Here is a 21,916-nt window from a genome sequence, read left to right as displayed (position 1 = left end):
AGTCACAAGAATTAAGAGAATATTTAGAATTAGTAAATGACGGAAAATCTCCCGAAGAATGGCAAATAAATTGTATCTTATTTGCCCCGAATGCCCCCGAACAAAATCCAGTAGAAGATATTTGGTTACAAGGAAAGAATCTCTTGAGAAAATTTGCCTATCGCTGTAAATCTTTTACCATAGTAAAGAGGTTATTTATGTTTTTTCTGAATCGTCAAATATTTGAATTTCCCAAACTTTATATGTATGGTTAGTGTTCACAACTCAATTAGGAACGCTATAGAAACTCAGAGAGCGATCGCACCGAATTAAAGAGCGATCGCCCGCAGGTAATTTTGAAGTATTGGGTATTGAGTATTGCGATCGCTAGCTAAAGTCACATTAAACAAAGTGAAAAGACTCAATAGAGTCAGCTTCAACCGAAATATTGCACCCTTCTCGCTTAACAGGCTTTTCGACCTCTTCCACAAAAAGTGACTTTTTTTGTGGGCCGTTGCTCTTCTAGCCCGCCCATGAAAGGCTTATTGCAACTGGTGCAAGATATCAGTTCCAATAAGTTGTTGTGATCGAGAGTGCGAGCGCTAGCAACCTCAACTGATTGCCTCAATCTTTCACCGCTACATCAGCTCGATCTGAGAATTTTCATCACTATAAAAAAAGACTAAATATTTCTTTTTTTATTGAGTGTAAAAATTGCAATTGTATCACAATAGGATTACCCCTATCTGCTTGTTATGGAAATAGATCCTGTGCCATTTCTGAATCGCCTCCGGCGCACCATGTCCTCTGCGGAAGCTTGGGGGTTTAGTGTGGTTGGATATCTGATGTGGTTTACCTTAGCGCCGTTGATCCAAGCAGAAATTGGCTCTGCATCGCTGTGGGTCTGGATTCCTGGTGTTATCGTCGGAATTCTGTTTAACCTTCAAGTTCAGAGTTTGGGTGAGAAATATCCAGATGTATCTGGAGGAACACCAAATTACATCACGCGATTGCTCCATCGTTACCCTGCCCTTTCCCGCTACTTGGGGATTGCCTACTACTTGGGGTGGGTTTCCTTTCCGCCCATTAATGCGATCGTCCTCACAAACTTGATTCAATTCCATTTAGAACCGATGGGGCTGAATATTCCAGAAAAAGTGTTTGAGATCGGTTTTACTGCGATCGCTTACTTTTTAGCATTAAGTGGCACCCGCGCCGTCGCCATTCTGCACCTCTTTTTTATCTTTCCTTCGATCGGCTTTTTACTCCTCTTCTGCGTTCAGGGTTTAGGCTGGCTTGCCTTTTCGCCCCAAAGCCCCGGACTCTTGCCCAGCAGCATTGATGCCATCAGTGTCCAGGACTGGCTCAAATGGTACTTGTTTGCCGCTTATAGCTTCTATGGCTGCGATACAGCTTCATCCTTTGTAGCAGACAGTGTGCACCCAAAAGACACCCTCAAGGCGCTGTCTTGGGTTGCCTGGTTCATGCCTCTAGTGTTTGTGGGCGGCAGTTTAGTGTTGGTGCAGTTGGCAACCGCTGCCGGTTTAGAAGGCAATTTATACGGCAATTTCCTGGCGGCTGCCAAGCCTTTCTGGGGAGACGCTGCCCCTGCCCTAGTCACGTTGCTGGTTGCCGCTAGCTGTTTGTTGGGATCTGCGACTAGCGTTTGCAATACGCCCCGCATCCTTTTCCAACTCGCGCAGGATGGGCTGTTGTCTCCGGTGTTTGGCGCAGTGTCCCGTCGAGGTTCCCTAGAACCCGCGCTGCTGCTAACCTTTATCTGTAGTTTAGGATTTTTAGTATGGGGCAACACCACTCGAATTGTCGTGGTGTCAGGCGTGAGTTTTTTCATTTCTATCATGGGGTTGCACTTGGGGCTGTGGATGCAGCGCAACGATCCAGTCGTGCGTTGGGGGCGACTATCCTTAGCATTACTGGTGGTCGAGTTCATTTCCCTGGTGGTGGGTGGCGTTAGCTGGGGATGGATGGATTTTGGTCTGGGATTGCTGTTGCCGTTAGTAGTGATAGCGATCGACGCTGCGATTCTGCGGATTCCTTGGGCATCTTTGCATTTACCGTGGTGGGATCGACTCCATACCAAGCCAGTAACTCCTCCTAAAAACGAATACTTTGTTGTGCTTCAGGTCGGAATTTTGATTGCGCTGATTTGTGGTACAGCGACGATCAGTTGGCTGATTCGCTCCTGGCTGCGGGTAGAAACCGGAACCAAGAATCCCTATCTGCTGATTATTGTGTTGATGACGCTGGCATTTGTGGGGGTGGCAATTGCTTGCTGGACAACTCTGCCCCAGGTTGCTGCGATCGAAGAACTAGCAATCTCCTCGACCGCGCAAGCTAAAGAACTGGAGACGACCCTAAACGAACTGAAAAAAGCTCAGATGCAAGTTATCCAAAGCGAAAAAATGTCTAGCTTGGGACAGTTGGTTGCGGGAATTGCCCATGAAATCAATAACCCGGTCAACTTCATCCACGGTAATCTTACCCACCTGGACGAATATACCCAAAATCTGTTGCGGATGATAGAACTCTATCAACAGCGCCATCCCAGCAACGATCCAGACGTGCAAGCAATGGCAGAGGAAATCGACTTGGAGTTCGTCACTGAAGATATCCAAAAAATCGTGTCGTCTATGAAGGTAGGCACCGAGCGAATTCGCGGTATTGTCGTCTCGTTGCGGAACTTTTCTCGCATGGATGAAGCAGATTTCAAAGATGTTGATATCCATGAGGGAATTGAGAGCACATTGCTGATTTTGCAACACCGGATCAAAGATAGATCGGATCGTCGAGCCGTCGTAGTAATCAAAGACTATGGCAAATTGCCCAAGGTGGAATGTTTCCCCGGACAACTCAATCAGGTATTCATGAATATTTTGGTGAATGCTCTGGATGCCCTTGAGGACATGAATACCAAACGCTCCTATCAGGAGCTTAAAGACACCCCGCCTCAGATTACAATTCGGACTTCTGCGATCGACAATCAATGGGTCGAGGTGGCGATCGCTGACAACGGCATGGGTATGCCAGACCCAGTGAAGCAGCGCATTTTTGACCCGTTTTTCACGACCAAACCCATCGGTAAAGGTACGGGTTTGGGGATGTCGATTAGTTATCACATCATTACTGAAAAACATCGCGGTAAAATCAAGTGTTTTTCTACACCTGGCTCAGGCACTAAGTTTGTGATTGAGATCCCCATTCGGCAACAGACAATTTCAGCATTCCCGATCCCTGCTGAATCTTAACCACTTCGCGTTCAGTGCAGCCCTCAAACAATCTGAGGCGGTACCATAATCGATCGGGGTGTTAATTACCGCCAACTGCTCGATCTGAAGCCGTAAGAATCTTAGAAGCGCGATCGCCCCAGTCCAAAGATCGCACTCTCCGTATAACAATAAGGATAGAAACCCGCAAGTGCGATCGCAATACCGAATTGATGGGCGATCGACCAAATGGTAATTTTGAAGTATTGGGTATTGAGTATTGCGATCGCCAGCTAACGATCGATTGTGCCGAAAAGACCATCAACTGAAAAAGACTTTATATTACTTGTGTTCATTTGATTGTCCTATTGATTCGAGCCATCAAGTCAAGCTTCTAGCTTTTAATCGTGGCTTTTTCTAGAGTTGCATTAAGGGATTAACTTCAGCTTATAAAAAGAATATCACAATTATGATCGATTGTCAATTTCGGGTCATGGCGATCGCGCCTCCCTTATTAATCCTCAAAAATACCGCCTGTGTAATAAACAATTCTATATTGCCAACCCCTAATGCTGAACAGGAATACAAATCTCAAACTCCGTCCCTTTTTCTGGCGTTGAAAAACACCTAAGCGTCCCACCATGTTTTTCAGTAATAATCTGATAACTAATCGCCATTCCCATTCCGGTTCCCTTCCCTACAGGCTTTGTTGTAAAAAATGGATTGAATATCTGTGTTTGAATTGATTCTGGAATTCCATTGCCATTATCGGCGATCGCAATTTTAACCCATTGCGAATCTACCACCGAGGTACAAATTGTAATACAACATGGGTGCCTCTCGATCGAGCAAGCTACCCGTTGAGTATTTATTTGTTCGAGTGCATCAATAGCGTTTGCCAAAATATTCATAAATACTTGGTTAAGTTGTCCGGCATAACACTCAACTAGCGGTAAATCACCATATTCTCGAATGACTTTAATTTCTGGATGTTCCGGCCGCGCTTTGAGACGATGTTGCAAAATTAACAGCGTGCTATCAATTCCTTCATGGATATCAACTTCTTTAAATTCTGACTCATCCATTCGGGAAAAATTGCGGAGTGACAGCACAATCTGGCGAATGCGATCGGTACCAATTCTCATAGAACTCAGAATTTTAGGTAAATCATCTTGCAAAAAGTCCAGGTCAATATTTTCTGCTTCTTTCTCAATTTCCCCAATCGCGTTTGGATAATGCTTTTGATATAGGTGTACCAAATTTAATAGACAGTCAGCACAATATTGTACATGAATTAGATTGCTATGAATGAAGCCGACCGGATTGTTAATTTCATGGGCTACTCCTGCAACTAATTGCCCCAAGGAGGAAATTTTTTCGGTCTGAATCAGTTGGGTTTGCGTTCGTTTTAAAGTCTCAATTGCCTGCTCAAGCTGCTGAGATTTGTCTCGTTCTCTGGCTTCGCTATCGCGTAATGTGACTTCTATTTGTTTTCGTTGAGCTATTTCGGCGGTGAGTTGCTGGTGGATTTCCAATTGTCGGAATACTTCCTCAAATGTGCTTGCCAAAAATAGAATTTCGTTAGCTGGAATCGTCTTTGGCATAGGAAAGATGCCAGTTTTTTTACTTTGGGAAACTGCTTCTGTCAAGTCCCGCAAGGGTTGCAATACATTCTTCTGAAGGAGTATCCCCATGAGTAACAAAATTGTGATGATGCCAACTAGCAATAACAATGTTGAGGTAATGAAAGTTCTGTCGGCAGCTTGCTTCATTTGGTTGAGATCGAGTAGCGCGATCGCTACTCCCCGTCGTTGGGATGTGCCAAATAAGGTACTGCTAAAAGGCATAATTTGTGCGATCGCAGGCTTGCCATCTAGTACGATATCGTAGCTGACTTCGACGCTTGTGGTTGCCGCTTGGTCGATCGCTTGCGCGAGTTGCGGATAGATCGAAGTGTATGGCTGATTAGTCGCATTCTGAGGGCTGCGCGCGATCGCCATTCCAGATGGATCGACAATCGCAATTTCTAGCACACCGGGCATCGTGGCAAAATTTTGCACAACCCGTCGCAGAATGCTTTTATTCTCCAACTCTACTAAGCCTTCTGTAGAAAACTCCAGAGATTGTGTAATTGATTGAGCCCGGTTATGAACTTGCGTTTCTAAGTCAGACTGCATCAGCCGATAGTTAAGTCCCAGAATTGCCAGTCCAACTGTGGTAATCGACAACCCAACGCTAACCAGCAAGCGCTGCGACAAGCTATGGGGATGCACGAATTTCGTCATAATTTCCATTCATTGATTGCTGTAGTTACAATCTCAGTGTTAATCTCCACATCCTGACGCGGCATCCGTCCGGCACGGGGGTCAGATTTTAATAGTTCAGCCATTTGAGCGATCGCCTCTGGCAACCTACCAGACAGAAACATCTTCTGCTGCATGGCAATGTCACCCTTTTTCACACCTGCGTAATCTTTAGCAAAAGCCTCACCCTTCTGTCCCAGGCTTTGAGCCACTTTTTGAAACACTTGATTAGGCTTTGTTTCCACCGCACTCATAATATCAAACCAAGCCCTAATAAATTGCTTCACTTCAGCTTTTTTCTGGCGAATAAGAGTTGACCGAGAAACCAACGTATCAATAACTAAACTATCAACTTCCTTAGTGGTAAAAATAATATTTCCTTTGATTGCTTGGGCAGTTGCGCCTAGAAGTGGTTGCCAGATCACGGCGGCATCTAAACGTCCCTGCTGCATCAAATCAACCGCTGTTTCGTTAGAAATATCTTCAATCTTGACCTCTTCGGGTTTAATCTGGTGCAACTTCAGGGCTTCCAATAAAATCAGATGATTCACTGTTCCCAGTTTACATCCGACTCTTTTACCACGAAGATTTGCCACTGACTTGATTGCAGGTTGAGCAACAATACCATCACCCCCATGAGAAATACTTGTTACCATCACCACAGCAGGCTTGTCACTTCTCGAATCAGACTGCACCACATCCCACAAAGAAGCGAAATTAGCATCAAGATTACCGCGCAGCATGGCGCGAGTCGAATCTTGTTGATTCTCAAACCGAATGAGTTGCACGTCTAATCCGCGCTGTTTGAATAATCCGACTTCCTGAGCATAAAGTGCGATATCAAATCCTGCCCAACTGACGATTCCCACGCGCAGGGGAGCTAGTTGCTGTGGTGCAAGGCTACAAGCATTCACAATCAGGCTAACCGCCAGTGTCAAAACGCAGAGGGCACTGAGCGATCGCCATTTCGTTAAGGTCAACCAACACCTACGCAATAATTGTCTAGTCCCGGTCTGAGCTTTGCCAGTCATCTATGCCGCCTCAACGCTCTTGTTCGTCGATGATAGCAAGAACTTTTCTGGATGTCATTCCCTGAAAAAACGCCTAAAACAAATGTAAAATAGAACTATTCTGCTCGCTTATAATTCATTACCAAATCCAACCAAAATCAAGAAATCGTCGCTGATTCCCGCACATAAAAATTCACCGATTCATCTCCAGGCAAATGTGGTTAGAACTTCTACACAACGCCGATCTTGCGATGCGAATCGCTTCCTGGAGTTGAGGGGTTCGTTGCTCTGGCGGTTCCGGGGCCGCTGCCATCCACGGTTCATTCACATGGGAAGATTCCGTCCAAGATCCCGATCAATAACGAGATCAGCAGGAAGAGAATGCTTCCCCGCCTCAACGAATTCCCCCAAACCCCATTTTTAAACCTAATTTGGGGGTTTTCTTGCTATGTTTTTTGCCTATAAGAACCCGATCGAATCAAAACTTGCTCGGTGCGATCGCCCTTGACAAATATCGGGTTCTTGGCAGAATAATCAGGCTAGAAACTAAGAGAGCGATCGCACCGAATTGAAGGGCGATCGACCTACGGGTAATTTTGAAGTATTGGGTATTGCGATCGCGAGTTCACGACTCGGTTCAGTGGCAGACCGCCCCCAAGACACCGAACACACACGCAGAAACAGAGCGGGCTTTCCGCTGCACGCTCATTGTTCGGTGACTGTTGATAACTTCTAGCTCATTTGAGCGAGGTTAATCAATTGTGCCAAAGTGGATAAGTGCTGCGCGGATCGCGATGAACCACACCGCGAGCGTGGCAAATAGGTAGAGGTAGAACCGAACTATGATGAGATTGAATGTGCAATGGACAGCGCTATGCAATACGCGAAACACAACGAAGACCCACGCGGCGTTTACATACACTGCATCCACCTGCTTCGTGATGAAGAGGTATAGGACAAGCGCATAGAAAAGTACCGGAATCTCGAACAAGTTTTTTAGGTTATCCGATGGATTGGATACGCTTGGTGGCGATATCTGCGCCAGTGCGCCCGGTACAGCAAAATCCTTTTGACTGAGTTTTATACTTGTGATAAAACTGATACGGCGTATGTACATATACACCCAGACTATGAGTGTTAGAAACACTGTGGCAAAGAAGGGACTGAAGATTGCTTCTTGGGTCATTTATACCTCTCCAATTTGATTATTTTGATAATTGCTGGACGATAAAGTGCGCGATATGCGATGTACAAGGCTTGAAGAAACATAGAGCAACGTAAATCCAATCAGAGGATGTAGTATCTCTAGGTGAAGAGGACTCTTGAGATGAATGCTGGCAAATTGTAGTCCGAGCAGCAGGGGCAAACTTGCGGCGAGATGTCGTATTCTGCGTGAGAAGGGGGCGATAAACGACCATCCCAGTAAGACTAATGACAGCCCACCATACCCTCGCACTAGCCAAACATGAATATTCCACCATGCAGGATTATTGAAGTAGGCAATTCCAACCGTCAATAACTGAGCAATTAAGCAGACATTAAAGACTATTGAAGTCGCATAAAAGCCGATCTGTATCCAACGTGTGGGAGTGCGCTCGCGGTCGGTTTCCGAACAGGTTGTCATGTCAAGTTGCTTTTGAGATTACAAGGGTAATATAATTCGAGTATTCCAATGCTTCTAGACCTCGATCGGGTACTCTTTTTGAGACCATGACCATGACAAGTCCCTTGCAGCTTTTATTTGAAGCGCTCGACCAGGTAAAGGACGAACAAGTTTTGCGATCGCAAGTCCTGCCCCAAATCGGTGAGTATTTTGCAGCTAAGCGATCGGGAATCTTTTTCTTCGATCGACTGCCCTTGGTAGATAGTAATCTTCAGAAAACACTGCAAATTGGACTATCAATCGAACATAATCCTGTTGTGCGTTATCTAGTGGAGCGTCACGCTCCTGTCCATGAAGCATTGGTGGCATCTCCCAAGGTTTGGACAATAATTTGTCCCCGACCCGATCATTGGCACGTGATGGCGGGACCGATCGTAAATAGCGGTAAATTAGCGGGTGTAGTGGGCTGTACCCGAGAACAGTCAATGCCCGCCTTTGATACACAAAATCTAGCCGATTTGAGTGCGATCTGTTTGCACTTGTCTGTTTGGGCTGCAACAGTCCGCGAAGCGAAGCTATCCGGTAGGGAATCGCAACACCAACCTTTCAAGACCTCACGCCTAACGCCTCGTGAATTGCAAATTGCCGAATTGGTTGCTTTGGGGCGAACCAACGCAGAAATTGGGAGGGAACTTTGGATCACTGAGAATTCAGTGAAGCAAGCTTTGAAGCGAATGTTCCGCAAGCTTGAGGTTTCGTCTCGTGCAGAAATGGTGGCACAGCTTTCCGCGACCAAATATAATTTGCCAAGTGTAAAAAGCTCTCCATCCAACTTGATGCAGAACACCCACCAATAAACTTAACGCTAGAAACCCCGAGAGCGATCGCAATACCGAAGTGAAGAGCGATCGCTCTAGTGATAATTTTGAAGTATCGGGTATTGCGATCGCTCTTCGGCGCGACTCGGTTCTGGGGCTTCCAGAAAACGAAAGCACCCTCACACTTGGTTTTTGTCAGTCCACTTCACGAGATTTTTCGGCTGCTGTTGATAACTACACTTCTAGCGAGGGTGGTGTTCGCCTAGCATACCAGGCATGAATCAGAAGGGTCTGTAAGAACAATACAGGTGTATCAAAGCCACTGGATGCAATTATTGATTCGACTTCAATTGGCGGTAGCACAGCAGTATTTCGACCATAAGAATCACGAAACTTTTCAATCTCCTCAGCAGGCACTTCGGCATACCTCAGCATTCGCAGCCAAACCTCGGAAAGGCTTTGGTACTCTGAAGTAGACATATCGGAAGCCAGATCCGCACTGACCAAATATCCGTTAGGGCAAAGTCGTGAAGCAATTTGACTAAAAAAGTTGCGCCGCTCATCTTGTTGCATAAAGAAGTGAGAAACCAGAAGGCAAGTCGCAGCATCGAAAGAGTGCGATGCGGGCAGTGAATCGAGATAGCCTTCGTGAAAAGTGCAACGTGACGCGATACCGCACTCTTCGGCGCGTTGGCGACAGAGGTCAAGCATCGGTGCCGCAGGCTCTACCGCAGTAAACTGCCACTGGGGAAAGGTTTGGGCGAGATAAATCAATTCCAAACCGGTTCCTGCGCCGACACAGAGAATCCGTGCATCTGCAGGAAGTTCGGAAAGTACCAGCCCGATCAGTAAATGAAGTGCGTCGCGCATCGGAGCCAATTTAGCGAATCTTTTGTCGTAGGAAGAAGCGCGTTCTCGATCGAAAACGATAGATGACTCTTGATTTTGCATTCTGGACAGCCAATAAGCTTGCAATCTGTATTTTAATAGCTATCTGAATTGGATTTTAGCGCCTTGCTTCAAAACTTACTGGGTTCGGGCCCAACAAAAATAATAAGAATCCTAAAAGCTCGATCGCCCTAAAAAAAATAGAAAACCCCAAAACCCGTTTAATAATCGAGGTTTTGGGGTGTCCTCACTCGCATCCGGTTCAAATTACAACTTGCGAGGGTGCGATCGCCCTTGACAAATATCGCACTCTTGGCAGAACAATAACGCTAGAGATTAAGAGAGCGATTGTAGCGAATTGAAGGGCGATCGACCCACTGGTAATTTTGAAGTATGGGGTATTGTGCATGAAAATTCTCAACTCCACCTTCAACGACCTCGATACAGTCTGCCTACAACGGGCTTGTTATATCAAGTCCGAGCAATTGCATAATTTTATTGAACTCACAAGTTATTTGATTGCCAATATTCAGCGTTTCATGAACTTTTTCTTTCAGCTTATTGAAGTCCGTAGAGTATCTTTCCCTTAAATCAAATTCCTCTTTCAGGTCTGAGTATGTGTAGGAGCCACTACCCAAAGGGTGTAAAGGTTTTGTATCAAATCCCAAAATCCCACCCTTAGAATCTGTAAATATGGGTTTTGAATCAAGCAATTTAATTCTACATCTCAAGGCAGCTAGACTTTTGCATCTAGTCTCAATCTCATCTAATTGCTGGTAAAATTTTTGAATTTTTGACATTAACTCTCTACTACTTTTAGCAAGAAGTAAACGATACGACTGCTCTCGCCATACGCCGCGATTTTTACTAAAGCATGATTGCCATTTTTTCGATAAAGCATCTTGATTTTGATTAAGAAGTTCCTCAAGTAAGTTGCAGTCTTGCTGTATTTCCAAGCTCAAAAGACAATGAATAGATGCAACCTGCTCACTACTTATAGATTTCTCTTGATTGCTAAATATCTGTTCCCACACAGAATAATACTTCTTGAGTAAATCACGATTATTGGGATCTGCCAAGTCATTGCATATATCTTCCCAAAACACTATATAGACAGAGAACTTATTTTCTACTCTACGCTTTTCATTTAAAGATAGGACAAAATCTTGAAGCTTTGTATCTCTTGATGCCGTAGTTGCAATAATGTATTCACTGAGTGGAGGTGAAAAGCATTCTGCTTTGACAATCTCTGCCTGGATTATTTGCTGGTTTAGCTTGTTATCCTCATATCGTTTACACTGAACACCTATATACTTGTCGGAACTGTTTGGCCGACCATAAATATCAATACCATTTTGTGGCTGTCCACTTCTGCCATATCTCTGTGCATGATTGTCCTGCCATTTTCGTTGATAAATTTCCCATGTAATATCCTCAAATTCATCCCAAGATTTAGGTTTTGGTAAATGACTTGTGGAAGGTGTCGGCATGGCTGCTAATGTAATGTTTTTAACAGAGACTCCACTAGGATAGCACAACCACCAAATAATTCAGTTTGGATCGCCCAAAACAAAATAGAAAACCCCCAAACCCGATTTTAAAATCGGGTTTGGGGGTTTTCTTCCTAAATCCAATTCAAATCACAACTTACTCGGCTCGATCGCCGGAGCACGCAGAGACACAGTTTTATCCGCAGCAGCCTTAGCCACAAGCGACGGCACAGAATCCCGCAATCTTGCAGTCAACTGTACAGTAGTCGCATCGTAAACCTGAGTCAACATCTTAGGATACAAACCAATGCCAATAATCGGCACTAACAGAGCCGCAATAACAAACACTTCTCGCGGTTCCGCATCCACCAATTCCTCGTGCTCCGACAATTCCTTATTCTCAGGCCCGTAGAAGATTTCGCGCAGCATCGACAGCAGATAAATCGGAGTCAAAATCACCCCGACAGCAGCTAGAAATACCACGCAAACCTTAAAAACAGGATTGTAAGCATCGCTCGTTGCAAAACCTACAAACACCATCAATTCTGCTACAAAACCGCTCATTCCCGGCAAAGCCAAAGAAGCCATAGAACAAGCAGTCCACATCGCGAAAACCTTACGCATTTTCTGCCCTACACCGCCCATTTCGTCCAGCATGAGCGTGTGAGTGCGATCGTAAGTGCAGCCCACCATAAAGAACAAACTCGCCCCGATTAAACCGTGGGAAACCATTTGCAGCATTGCACCGCTGGTTCCCAAATCGGTAAACGAAGCTATCCCGATTAACACAAACCCCATGTGCGAAATCGAAGAATAAGCAATTTTCCGCTTCAAATTGCGCTGAGCAAAAGAAGTTAATGCCGCGTAAACAATGTTAACCACACCCAAAATTACCAAGATGGGTGCGAAAGTAGCGTGAGCATCCGGGAGCATTCCCGCATTCATCCGCAGTAAAGCGTAACCGCCCATTTTTAGCAGAATTCCTGCTAGCAACATATGGGCGGGTGCGGTTGCTTCGCCGTGAGCGTCAGGGAGCCAAGTGTGCAGGGGAAAAATCGGCAGTTTGACGCCGTAAGCTATTAAGAAACCTGTGTACAGGAGCAATTCTACATTGGGGGCGTAATCTTTAGCTGCGATCGCCCGCATATCGAAAGTCACCGTATCGCCGTAAAACGCCATCGTCAGCGCGCCAACCAAAATAAACAGCGAACCCCCTGCCGTGTACAGGATAAACTTAGTTGCTGCGTAAAGGCGCTTTTTCCCGCCCCAAATCGACAAAATCAGGTAAACCGGAACTAATTCCAGTTCCCAAACCAGGAAAAACAGCAGCATATCCTGCACGGCAAAAACTGCTATTTGGCCGCCGTACATCGCCAGCATCAAAAAGTAAAATAGCTTCGGTTTAAAAGTGACCGGCCAAGCTGCTAAAGTAGCTAAAGTGGTAATAAAACCAGTCAGCAAAATCAGCGGCATCGATAAACCGTCAGCACCCACAGACCAATTTAAATCGAGTTGCGGAACCCAAGAGTAACTTTCTACCAGTTGCAAATCTGGATTGCTGAAGTCGTACTGAGTGTAAAAAGCGTAAACAAGTAGGGCAAAATCGATCAAACCCACAATTAGGGCATACCACCGCACCGTCTTGCCATCCTTATCGGGAATTAAAGGAATCAGCAAGGACGCAGCAATGGGAAACAGAATTGTTGTTGTTAACCAGGGAAAGTTAGCTGTATCCATTGCGTTTTAAAATGATCCATCAGTTATTAGGTTTAAACACATTTTGCCAATTTTAGCCTAAATTTTATACTTTCTTTAGACGGAACAATTTTTTTTTCTATTATTTGGACAAATTATGCGATCGCAACAGTGAATTTTAATGAAAGATTTATTTCTATTTGCTAATTGTCAATTGTGATTTATTAACCTAATACCATTTCTTCAAATATCTCCTAATGGGGATACGGCAATGCCCAAAGCGTGTAAAGTTAAGCCTAAAACCCTTGATAAATATTGCTTTTACCTGAGTCTAGCTCCGCCTAAATCCCCCTTAAGGAGGGGGACTTTGAGAAGATTCCTGCCCCCCTTAAGAAGGGGGGCGAGGGGGGAGCGAACCCTAATCGTCAGACACCAGACCCGTACTAGGTTTGACATGGTTGTTGACACCAATGGACAAGGCCGTGTCGCTACCGATTTAACTGACTCCTGAAAAGATCGCAAAACCCAGAACTGCGACAAACACAATCAGGGCATAAAATTGAGCGCGACCGCTCTCAAAGTATTTCAAACCTTCGCCGCTAACCAGAGTGAGAAACCCTGTTAAGTTGACGGCACCATCGACGACTCGCAAATCCACTTCCATGACTTGCCGCGCTAAACGGCGGCTGCCTTTGACAAAGAGAAATTCGTTGATATCGTCGAGATACCACTTGTTGAGGGAGAACTCGTAAAGCGGTTTGATTTTTTGCGCGATCGCACTTGGGTCAATTTTACGGCTCAAATACATCATAGAAGCCAAAGTAATGCCCAGCAAAGCAATACCTACAGAGCTTCCGCCCATAATCAAAAATTCCGTCAAATTGAACTCAGCAGCGTGTGCCAAAACTTCTTCGAGAGACTCGCCAGGAGCGCGAACAAACTGCTCGAAATAATTGGCAAACGGCGTACCGAGAAAACCGATAAACACAGAAGGTACTGCCAGCAAGACTAACGGCAGAGCCATTGTCAGAGGAGATTCGTGAGGCAAATGGTCGTGCTCATCGTGACTGTCGCCAGTTGAGGCCAATTCCTTAACGTTCATCGCTCCCGGGCCAAAAACAACACCGGGTTGCAGGAGTTGCCGCTTGATAGCGCTGTCATTGCCCCGGAATTCACCCTCAAAGGTGCTGAAATACATTCGGAACATATAAAACGCGGTCATCCCGGCCGTCAGCCAGCTAACAGCCCACAAAGCGGGATTTGCTGCGAAGGCACTGGCGAGGATTTCGTCTTTTGACCAAAAACCAGCAAACGGCGGAATTCCGCAGATTGCCAAATTTCCGATTAAAAAGCAAGCAGAGGTAATCGGCATATATTTCCGCAAGCCGCCCATGACTCGCATATCTTGAGCGAGAGCGGGGTTGTGGCCTACAACTGCTTCCATACCGTGAATCACTGAACCTGAACACAGGAACAGCATTGCTTTGAAATAAGCGTGAGTCATCAAGTGGAAAAGTCCGGCACTGTAAGCGCCGACGCCCATTGCCATCACCATGTAGCCGAGTTGGGAGATGGTGGAGTAGGCGAGGCCTTTTTTGATGTCATTTTGGGTAATCGCGATCGAAGCACCCATAAATGCCGTAAAACAGCCGGTACAGGCGATCAAATTCATGACTGCCGGCAGCCCCTCAAACACTGGGTACATCCGAGCGATCAGGAATACGCCGGCCGCTACCATTGTCGCGGCGTGGATTAATGCCGAAATCGGTGTCGGGCCTTCCATTGCGTCTGGCAGCCAGACGTGGAGGGGGAATTGAGCGGATTTGGCTGCTGGCCCCAAAAATATGAGGACGCCGAAGAGTGTCGCCAGAGTCGCGCTGAGGGCCCCGGATTCGACTAAGGAGTGCAGGCGTTCGCCCATCACCTCAAATTCAAAGCTGCCGGTGGCCCAGTAAATGCCGAGGATGCCCAGCAGCAGGCCGAAGTCGCCGACGCGGTTGGTGACAAAAGCTTTTTGGCAAGCGTCAGCAGCGGGTTTGCGATCGTACCAAAATCCGACTAGCAGGTACGAACACATACCTACCAGTTCCCAAAAAATGTAAATCTGAACGATGTTGGGGCTGATTACGAGACCCAACATCGAGGCGCTGAAGATGCTCAGGTAGGCGTAAAAGCGCACGTACCCGTCATCGTGAGCCATGTAACCGTCGGTGTAAATCATCACCAAAAAGGCGACCGTAGTGACGATCGCCAGCATCACCGACGTTAGGGGGTCGATAATATAGCCCATATTCAGCGAGAAGTCGCCAGCAGAAGCCCACTGAATACTGCGGGTGTAGGGTGCGTGGCCCTGTAGTTGACTCCACAGCAATGCGAAAGAGAGTACCATTGACCCTCCGAGTGCGGAGACGATTAATATCGCATTTGCTTGTCGAAGTTTGTTGGTTGCCTGGTTAAAGGTGATTAAGCCTAGACCTACTAGCATTGCGCCTGCCAGCGGCAGGACTGGAATCAGCCAAGCGTATTGATAAAGCAGTTCCATGACTGATAGGTAATTTAAAGTTTCTACTAGATATTGCCACAATTCTTTACAAATTGTGGCACACGCCTGCGCGACTGGGCCAAAATACTCGATCCAATTCTTTAAGTATTGCTATAGCCGAGCGCCATCGCAAGCGAGACGATCGCACTACTTTTTTCATCGCAGGCGGAACGATCGCCATAAACGCCGAAAATTATTCCGGTGCAAACTAAAACTATACGACAAATCTCACAGTCCTGTACCTTCAAGACGGCGAGATTTATTTTGGTTTGGGATGGTTGATGGACAAATGGGGAATGCCTTCTGCTTCCGACATAAAAGCCGAAGGCCTTCTAAACAATAGCCGAATGCCTTGGAACCCTTACCTGTTGGCGACTTCCTGAAGTTGCAGCCGTTGAGATGGGGAAGCTACGTGAGCCGCGAGCATCCAGGAATCCAGAGTCCGCCGCAGTTCCTCGCGTCCTTTGTAGTCTTCCAATCTAAAGCGAACTTTATCGCCCTCAAACAAAATCAGCGTCGGCAGACTTGTCAGCCGATAAGTGTGGGCTAACTTGAAACATTGATCGGCATTCACCCCTACGAGCTTGACTTTTTCTGCCCACTGTGCCTCAAAAGTCTTAAGGGTGGGGTCGATCGCGCGGCACAAACCGCACCAAGGAGCCGAAAAGTGAACTAAAACGGGGGTAGAGGCTTGAAACACCTCTTGTGCAAAAGTGCGTTCGCTAACCGACAACACCATGAGCCCTCAAATTTAATAATTTTTTTTCTATCCTAGGGATCATGCTACCAGTATATGTTCCTAGTTACACGCATCAAAAAAGGATGAATTTCCCACAGCAAACCAGTAAAAATCAGTACACCTAGGTAGGAAGGGCGCAGAAACTCAAGCAAATCAAGGGTTTGACGCTTTTGTAGGATTGCCAAAAAAGGCATGATTGAGGTTCGAGATTTGATGGTTTCAAAGGATTCTCCAAAACGAGCCTGAAGCCGCCTGTCGCCGTGCCACACTCCGAACAGGTGGTGAAGTACCAAACCGATGGAAGTGACGAGGGTAAAGCTAGTGCCAATCCACAGGGTGTGGGCGACGCACCAAATCAGTTGTCCCACCATTTGCGGGTGACGGGTGATACGAATGATGCCAGTTTCGTAGAGGTGAACTTGGGGCTTTTGGACGGCGGCAATTTCTAGGAGGTTGAAAGTTGCTGGGTACAAAAACAGAAAGGAAATTGCCGAAAGTATCCAAACTGCGGGTTTAACTCCGGGTAATCCCTGTACTTGCCAAAGCTGTACGCCGTCGTAGCGGTGGTTGAAAAAGTAGACAATCAGAATGACGGCTAGCGGCAAACTGACAAGGGCAAAAAAAACGCGGTAAAGTCTCGGCCCGATTAGCTTTTCACCTTTGGGCCGGAGGGCTGCTAAACCGCTGTGGGCGATCGCAAAAACCAATAACAGACCCAGAATAACTAAGTGGGAGTCGAGCGCCAAGTCGATCGTCATTGCAAATATTAAGAAAAGTTATTGATTCTCGGCCAATTTGTGTCACAAAGTATCTATGGGAGCATTCAGCGGTTATCAGTCAGTTAACTGTTCACTGTTCGCTGTTGACTGTTGACTGTTCGCTGTTCGCTGTTGACTGTTCGCTGTTGACTGTTCGCTGTTTGCTGTTCGCTGCCTACAGTCAACCGTCAACCGTCAACTGACAACTGACAACTGACAACTGACAATTTAGATATATGTCTGACCTTCCTTTCACTTTAGACCAGTTACGCATTCTCAAGGCGATCGCCTCTGAAGGAAGCTTCAAACGCGCCGCGGACAGCCTCTATGTATCCCAGCCAGCAGTTAGCTTGCAGGTGCAAAACTTAGAGAGACAGTTGGACGTGCCGCTGTTTGACCGGGGGGGGCGGCGGGCGCAACTGACCGAAGCCGGACACCTGCTGCTGAGTTACGGCGAGAAAATTTTATCGCTTTGCCAGGAAACTTGTCGAGCTCTGGAAGACTTGCAAAATCTCCAAGGCGGTACTTTGATCGTCGGCGCTTCTCAAACAACGGGAACCTATTTGCTGCCCCGGATGATCGGAATGTTCCGCCAAAAGTACCCGGATGTAGCAGTACAGCTTCACGTTCACTCGACTCGCCGCACGGCATGGAGTGTTGCCAACGGGCAAATCGATTTGGCAATTGTTGGCGGAGAGATTCCTACCGAACTTGTAGAAGCTTTAGAAATTGTTCCTTACGCTGAGGACGAACTGGCTCTGATTCTTCCTCCGTCCCACCCGATGGTACAACAAGAAAGTATCCAAAAAGAAGACCTTTACAAATTGCAGTTTATATCCCTCGATTCGCAGTCTACGATCCGCAAAGTAATCGATCAGGTACTGACTCGCTGCGGCATAGACACGCGCCGCTTGAAAATAGAGATGGAACTAAATTCGATCGAAGCCATTAAAAATGCCGTTCAGTCGGGGCTGGGAGCTGCTTTTGTCTCGGTTTCGGCGATCGAAAAAGAGTTGCTCATGGGCGTCTTGCACAAATCTCAAATGGACGAAGTTTTGGTAACTCGCATTTTGTCGCTGATTTACAACCCCAACCGCTACCGTTCTAAAGCAGCAGAGGCTTTCAGCAATGAAATTTTGCCTCACTTTGCTACTTATTCGACCATCCTGGAGAAGAAAGAACCCCCGGCCCTCGATTTGGGATTCATAGAAATAGCAACTCCCAACTCGGCGGGAAGTTAATCTCTTAGGTCGCTGGCAGTTAGCAGTTCGCGGTGAGTTGAGAAATCGAAATCTGGTTTAACCATCACTTTTTCTTCCTTCTTCCCTTTTCCTTCTTCCCTTTTCCTTCTTCCCTCTTCCTTCTTCTTAGCAAACAAAAATGGAAGTTTACTGCACCCGCCCGGGCTGCCCGCGCCCTCAAAACTATTTTCCCGACCTCAATGACAGTTCGCTGCTGAAAACGGTGCAGCAAAAGTTTTGCACGGCTTGCGGGATGCCCCTGATTTTGAGCGGCCGCTATTTGCCCGTGAGGTTATTGGGTCAAGGCGGTTTTGGGGCGGCATTTTTGGCCAGAGACCGCTATACTCCGGCGATGCGGCAGTGCGTTGCTAAACTTTTGCAGCCGTCGGTAAGTCTGACTCCACCCCAGCTAAAAATCGCTCAAACTCTGTTTGAACGGGAAGCGGCGGTGCTGGAAGAACTGGGAAACGAACATTCCCAAATTCCGAGTTTGCTGGCTTTCTTTGAGCTGACTGTTGCGAGTTTGCAGCCGGGAAAAAACGATCAGTTTTTCTATCTGGTTCAAGAATTTATTGACGGTAAAAACTTGGAGGATGAACAAGCTGTAAAAGGCAGGTTTTCGGAGGCGGAAACCGTGGAGGTGCTGCGGGAAATTTTGAAGGTTCTCGATTTTGTGCACTCTCGCGGTTCGATTCACCGGGATATTAAACCTGCTAATATTATGCGGGGTAAAAACGGTCGGCTTTATTTATTAGATTTTGGGGCTGTTAAACAAGTAACACAAAGTGTTGGGAGTGCAAAAGCTTCGACTGGTATTTATTCTTTGGGTTACGCTCCGCCAGAACAGATGAGCGGGCAAGAAGTTTATCCGGCAACGGATTTGTATGCTTTGGCTGTGACTTGTATTACTTTGCTGAGCGGTTTGCAGCCGACGGAGCTTTTTGATAGTTACAGAAACGAGTGGAATTGGCAGTCGCGGGTGCAGGTAAGTTCGCGTTTGGCTCACGTTCTCGATCGAATGTTATTATCAGCTCCCAGCCAGCGTTTTCAATCTGCGAGTGAGGTGGAAGCGGCTCTGATGTCTGGGCCTCAACAACATTCTCAACAACCTACAGTCGTGGTGGCGCCGCCTCCGATACCTCTTCAACCGACTCTGCCTCCTCCTGTACGGGTTCCTGCAACACCGCCTGGAGGGCTGCAACCTTCGCAGAGAGGGACTTTTTCGATTTGGGAGGTTTTGTCGGGGGCGGCGTTTACGGGTTTTGAGGGAGGGGTGCTGGCGATCGCCCTGACGAGTTTGTTGCCCTCTCCTGGCTTGAGTATCGGATTGTTGGGGATGATTGTGGCGGGTTTGATTTACGGGCAGTACCGCAGGGCGATCGAACAAACTGAGATGTTGATTATTGGTGGAGGTACTGTGGCTTTGCTGTGGTTTTTCCCGGCTTTGCAGACGGCGGCACTTGCGATTTATCCGAATTCTCCGATCACTGGCGTGTTGTTTGTGGGATGGTTGGGTGCTTTGGGTGCGATCGCTGGAACAGCTATTTTTCGCTTGATTTATAAGTTACTTTCAAACGTTTTTTAATGTAATAGTCATCGCAAGAATTGCCTGTTTTGAACAGGCAAGATGCCTGTTCCACAATAATTAATTATGGGAGATGTCTAATTTAAAATGCAGACTCAGAAGTCTATCTACCCTAATTGGGTCATTGCTTGGGGCCCCGCAGCCCGATCGCACCCTGCAACTTGGGAAACTTCCGGTTTTGCCATAATCGGAGCTGAACCCACCTTCAGCCCGAATCAGCGATTTGTGCTGGTAGGTGACTGCTGCTTCGATCGCACCCCCACGCTCAAACAACAGATTGACACAGATGGATTGAGCGATTTGGCGATCGTGGCGCGGCTGTGGGAGCAGTACGCTACTAAAACACTGAGCTTGCTGTCAGGACAATTTGCCCTTGCCGTGTGGGATATAGACGAGGAAACCTTGTGTCTGGGGCGCGATCGCGTTGGAGCCAAAACCCTTTATTACACCCGTGCAGGAACTACTCGCTGGATCGCGCCTCGACTGCGATCGCTCAATCCGTATCACGATCGAGAACTTGATTTAGTTGCTTTGCGCGACTACTTGTGCTGTGCGTTTGTACCCGGAGCACAAACGCTGTGGGAAGCGGTGCGAGAGTTGCGGCCCGGTAGCTACCTGTACTTACCGGATATTGAGGCGCAGAGATACTGGCAGCCACAGGAGCAAATTACTAACGCCGATCGCCCTTTGGAATGGCACAGTCAACAAGTGCGATCGCTTTTGGAACAACTGGTGCAGGAAGCGCTACCAGCGGGAGAACCAGTCGCAGCATATCTTTCGGGTGGTATTGATTCAAGTTGCGTCACGGCGATCGCCACAAGGCTGCACGATCGTCCGGTACACACTTTTTCGATGCACTTTGGCGCTCAATATCCCAGCGAGATTGAATTTGCCAACATCGTCGCAGCACATTGTGGCACTGAGCACCATATTTTAGAAGTTTCGCCAAAGCAAATTTGGGAGTTGCTACCGGAAACGCTGGCGGCGATGGATGATCCGGTGGGGGAAGGCTTGACGGTTCCCAATTTGCTCTTGGGGCGATCGGCAAAGCAATTCGCAGACGTGGTACTGAATGGCGAAGGCGGCGATCCGTGCTTTGGCGGGCCGAAAAATAAGCCGATGCTGCTGAATAGTTTGTACGGTTCGGTTCAGGTTAAAGCCGATCCGATCGCAGCTTACTTGACTTCGTTTCAAAAATGCTATGTGGATTTGCCACGTTTGCTGAAGCCGGAGGTATGGGAAAAGGTGAAGAATGCGCCTTCCGTCTTTGCTGAGGAATTGCAACAGACAGAAACGACGTTTTTGAATCGGCTGATGCGGCTCAACATTGAGTTTAAAGGAGCCGATTACATTTTGACCAAGGTGAATAATCTCACGGCTGCGGCGGGACTAAAAGCTCGATCGCCTTTGTTTGATTCGCGGATGGTGGCACTAAGTTTGCAAATTCCGCCAGAATATAAGCTTTCGGGCGCGCAGGAAAAAGCGGTTCTCAAGGCTGCTGTGGCGGATTTGCTGCCCGATGTCATTGTCAACCGTCCGAAAAGCGGGATGGTGATGTCGATGCAGCAGTGGTTTTTGAGGGATTGGCAGCGGCAAGCGCGATCGCTGCTGCTGAATCGTCATGCGGCGATCGCGCCTTACCTCGATCGAACACTAATCCGCGAGTGGCTAAACTATCGTGGAGAAGTTTTTCCCCGCTATGGACTGAAGCTGTGGCTGCTGGTGACGCTGGAAATTTGGTTACAAGTGAATCGCCGTTAGTTATTCACAATTAGGACACGCCGCCGTGCCTTGCGTCGTGTCAACTTCAGCACTTAACCCCCAAATTTCTCGATCGACAGCGGCATTTTTCCTATGCGGTTTTCGCTCTTGTTTATAGCACCCAGTTGACATTTTTTAGGCTGCCAGCCTTTTAACGGGACTTGAACAAAATTCAAGCCCAAACAGAGCATCGAACCTGCTATGTGTATGGCAAATACGTCACCATTATCTTGGAGCCAACCGACAAATCTATAAGATATAGCCGTTCTCAAAGCTAACA

General features: G+C 47.0%; 19 protein-coding genes and 1 pseudogene. 6 read left to right on the top strand and 14 right to left on the bottom strand.

Going from position 1 to position 21,916, the window contains the following annotated elements:
* A pseudogene (locus QUA62_RS27050) lies at positions 1-254 on the top strand (IS630 family transposase); the annotation flags it as partial.
* 495 nt (positions 255-749) lie between these two features.
* On the top strand, positions 750-3,245 hold the full coding sequence (locus QUA62_RS27045) for an ATP-binding protein (RefSeq protein WP_445301726.1): 2,496 nt from the start codon (positions 750-752) through the stop codon (positions 3,243-3,245).
* A 61-nt stretch (positions 3,246-3,306) separates the two neighbouring features.
* Here QUA62_RS27045 and QUA62_RS27040 read toward each other — a convergent pair whose 3' ends face one another.
* The 5 genes from QUA62_RS27040 to QUA62_RS27020 all read right to left on the bottom strand — a co-directional run bounded on the left by QUA62_RS27040 (position 3,307) and on the right by QUA62_RS27020 (position 8,140).
* On the bottom strand, positions 3,307-3,525 hold the full coding sequence (locus tag QUA62_RS27040; protein WP_333407925.1) for a hypothetical protein: 219 nt from the start codon (positions 3,523-3,525) through the stop codon (positions 3,307-3,309).
* A 244-nt stretch (positions 3,526-3,769) separates the two neighbouring features.
* Positions 3,770-5,497, bottom strand: coding sequence for an ATP-binding protein (locus QUA62_RS27035; RefSeq protein WP_445301725.1), 1,728 nt, complete (start codon positions 5,495-5,497; stop codon positions 3,770-3,772).
* Positions 5,485-6,486, bottom strand: a complete 1,002-nt coding sequence (locus QUA62_RS27030; RefSeq protein WP_333289498.1) for an ABC transporter substrate-binding protein — start codon at positions 6,484-6,486, stop codon at positions 5,485-5,487. The genes QUA62_RS27035 and QUA62_RS27030 overlap by 13 nt, the downstream gene beginning before the upstream one ends.
* Positions 6,487-7,267: 781 nt before the next feature.
* On the bottom strand, positions 7,268-7,702 hold the full coding sequence (locus QUA62_RS27025) for an MAPEG family protein (RefSeq protein WP_333407924.1): 435 nt from the start codon (positions 7,700-7,702) through the stop codon (positions 7,268-7,270).
* Positions 7,703-8,140 carry a DUF6220 domain-containing protein gene (locus tag QUA62_RS27020; protein ID WP_333407922.1) on the bottom strand — a complete coding sequence of 146 codons (438 nt, stop codon included), beginning with the start codon at positions 8,138-8,140 and terminating at the stop codon, positions 7,703-7,705.
* Positions 8,141-8,232: 92 nt separating this feature from the next.
* Between QUA62_RS27020 and QUA62_RS27015 the strand changes: the two genes are divergently transcribed.
* Positions 8,233-8,976: a LuxR C-terminal-related transcriptional regulator gene (locus QUA62_RS27015; RefSeq protein ID WP_333407921.1), complete on the top strand. Its 744-nt coding sequence runs from the start codon at positions 8,233-8,235 to the stop codon at positions 8,974-8,976.
* A gap of 195 nt (positions 8,977-9,171) precedes the next feature.
* On the opposite strand, the gene QUA62_RS27010 is transcribed toward QUA62_RS27015, so the two are convergent.
* From QUA62_RS27010 to QUA62_RS26980, 7 genes are all read right to left on the bottom strand, one after another.
* On the bottom strand, positions 9,172-9,888 hold the full coding sequence (locus QUA62_RS27010) for a methyltransferase domain-containing protein (RefSeq protein ID WP_333289506.1): 717 nt from the start codon (positions 9,886-9,888) through the stop codon (positions 9,172-9,174).
* A gap of 199 nt (positions 9,889-10,087) precedes the next feature.
* Positions 10,088-10,234 (bottom strand): hypothetical protein, encoded by a 147-nt coding sequence (locus QUA62_RS27005; RefSeq protein ID WP_333407919.1) that lies wholly within the window; start codon positions 10,232-10,234, stop codon positions 10,088-10,090.
* 43 nt (positions 10,235-10,277) lie between these two features.
* Positions 10,278-11,315 carry a restriction endonuclease gene (locus QUA62_RS27000; RefSeq protein ID WP_333407917.1) on the bottom strand — a complete coding sequence of 346 codons (1,038 nt, stop codon included), beginning with the start codon at positions 11,313-11,315 and terminating at the stop codon, positions 10,278-10,280.
* 150 nt (positions 11,316-11,465) lie between these two features.
* Entirely contained in the window at positions 11,466-13,052 is a 1,587-nt protein-coding gene (ndhD1, locus tag QUA62_RS26995) for a photosynthetic/respiratory NAD(P)H-quinone oxidoreductase subunit D1 (RefSeq protein ID WP_445301724.1), read from the bottom strand.
* A gap of 454 nt (positions 13,053-13,506) precedes the next feature.
* On the bottom strand, positions 13,507-15,552 hold the full coding sequence (locus tag QUA62_RS26990) for an NAD(P)H-quinone oxidoreductase subunit 5 (protein ID WP_333407929.1): 2,046 nt from the start codon (positions 15,550-15,552) through the stop codon (positions 13,507-13,509).
* Positions 15,553-15,913: 361 nt separating this feature from the next.
* Positions 15,914-16,291, bottom strand: coding sequence for a thioredoxin family protein (locus tag QUA62_RS26985; protein WP_333135247.1), 378 nt, complete (start codon positions 16,289-16,291; stop codon positions 15,914-15,916).
* A gap of 44 nt (positions 16,292-16,335) precedes the next feature.
* Positions 16,336-17,049, bottom strand: a complete 714-nt coding sequence (locus QUA62_RS26980; RefSeq protein ID WP_333407915.1) for an NnrU family protein — start codon at positions 17,047-17,049, stop codon at positions 16,336-16,338.
* A 236-nt stretch (positions 17,050-17,285) separates the two neighbouring features.
* On the opposite strand from QUA62_RS26980, the gene QUA62_RS26975 reads away from it, so the two are divergent.
* Positions 17,286-18,290 (top strand): LysR family transcriptional regulator, encoded by a 1,005-nt coding sequence (locus QUA62_RS26975; protein ID WP_333407913.1) that lies wholly within the window; start codon positions 17,286-17,288, stop codon positions 18,288-18,290.
* Here the strand turns inward: QUA62_RS26975 and QUA62_RS26970 are convergent.
* Complete coding sequence (locus QUA62_RS26970; RefSeq protein ID WP_190663890.1) at positions 18,287-18,427, bottom strand: hypothetical protein; 141 nt, start codon at positions 18,425-18,427, stop codon at positions 18,287-18,289. The two genes, QUA62_RS26975 and QUA62_RS26970, sit on opposite strands and share 4 nt — an antisense overlap.
* A 2-nt stretch (positions 18,428-18,429) precedes the next feature.
* On the opposite strand from QUA62_RS26970, the gene QUA62_RS26965 reads away from it, so the two are divergent.
* Both QUA62_RS26965 and QUA62_RS26960 read left to right on the top strand, forming a co-directional pair.
* Positions 18,430-19,875: a protein kinase domain-containing protein gene (locus tag QUA62_RS26965; RefSeq protein WP_333407911.1), complete on the top strand. Its 1,446-nt coding sequence runs from the start codon at positions 18,430-18,432 to the stop codon at positions 19,873-19,875.
* Between the two features lie 87 nt (positions 19,876-19,962).
* Complete coding sequence (locus QUA62_RS26960; RefSeq protein WP_333407909.1) at positions 19,963-21,636, top strand: asparagine synthase-related protein; 1,674 nt, start codon at positions 19,963-19,965, stop codon at positions 21,634-21,636.
* A gap of 53 nt (positions 21,637-21,689) precedes the next feature.
* Here QUA62_RS26960 and QUA62_RS26955 read toward each other — a convergent pair.
* The coding region (locus QUA62_RS26955; RefSeq protein ID WP_333407907.1) for a hypothetical protein at positions 21,690-21,916 on the bottom strand (227 nt) is incomplete at its 5' end.

It is taken from the genome of Microcoleus sp. MON1_C1 (genome assembly GCF_036701945.1).
Taxonomy (GTDB): Bacteria; Cyanobacteriota; Cyanobacteriia; order Cyanobacteriales; family Microcoleaceae; genus Microcoleus.
The sequence above is the reverse complement of the archived record's forward strand: the minus strand, read 5'-3'. Positions and strand labels throughout refer to the sequence as shown.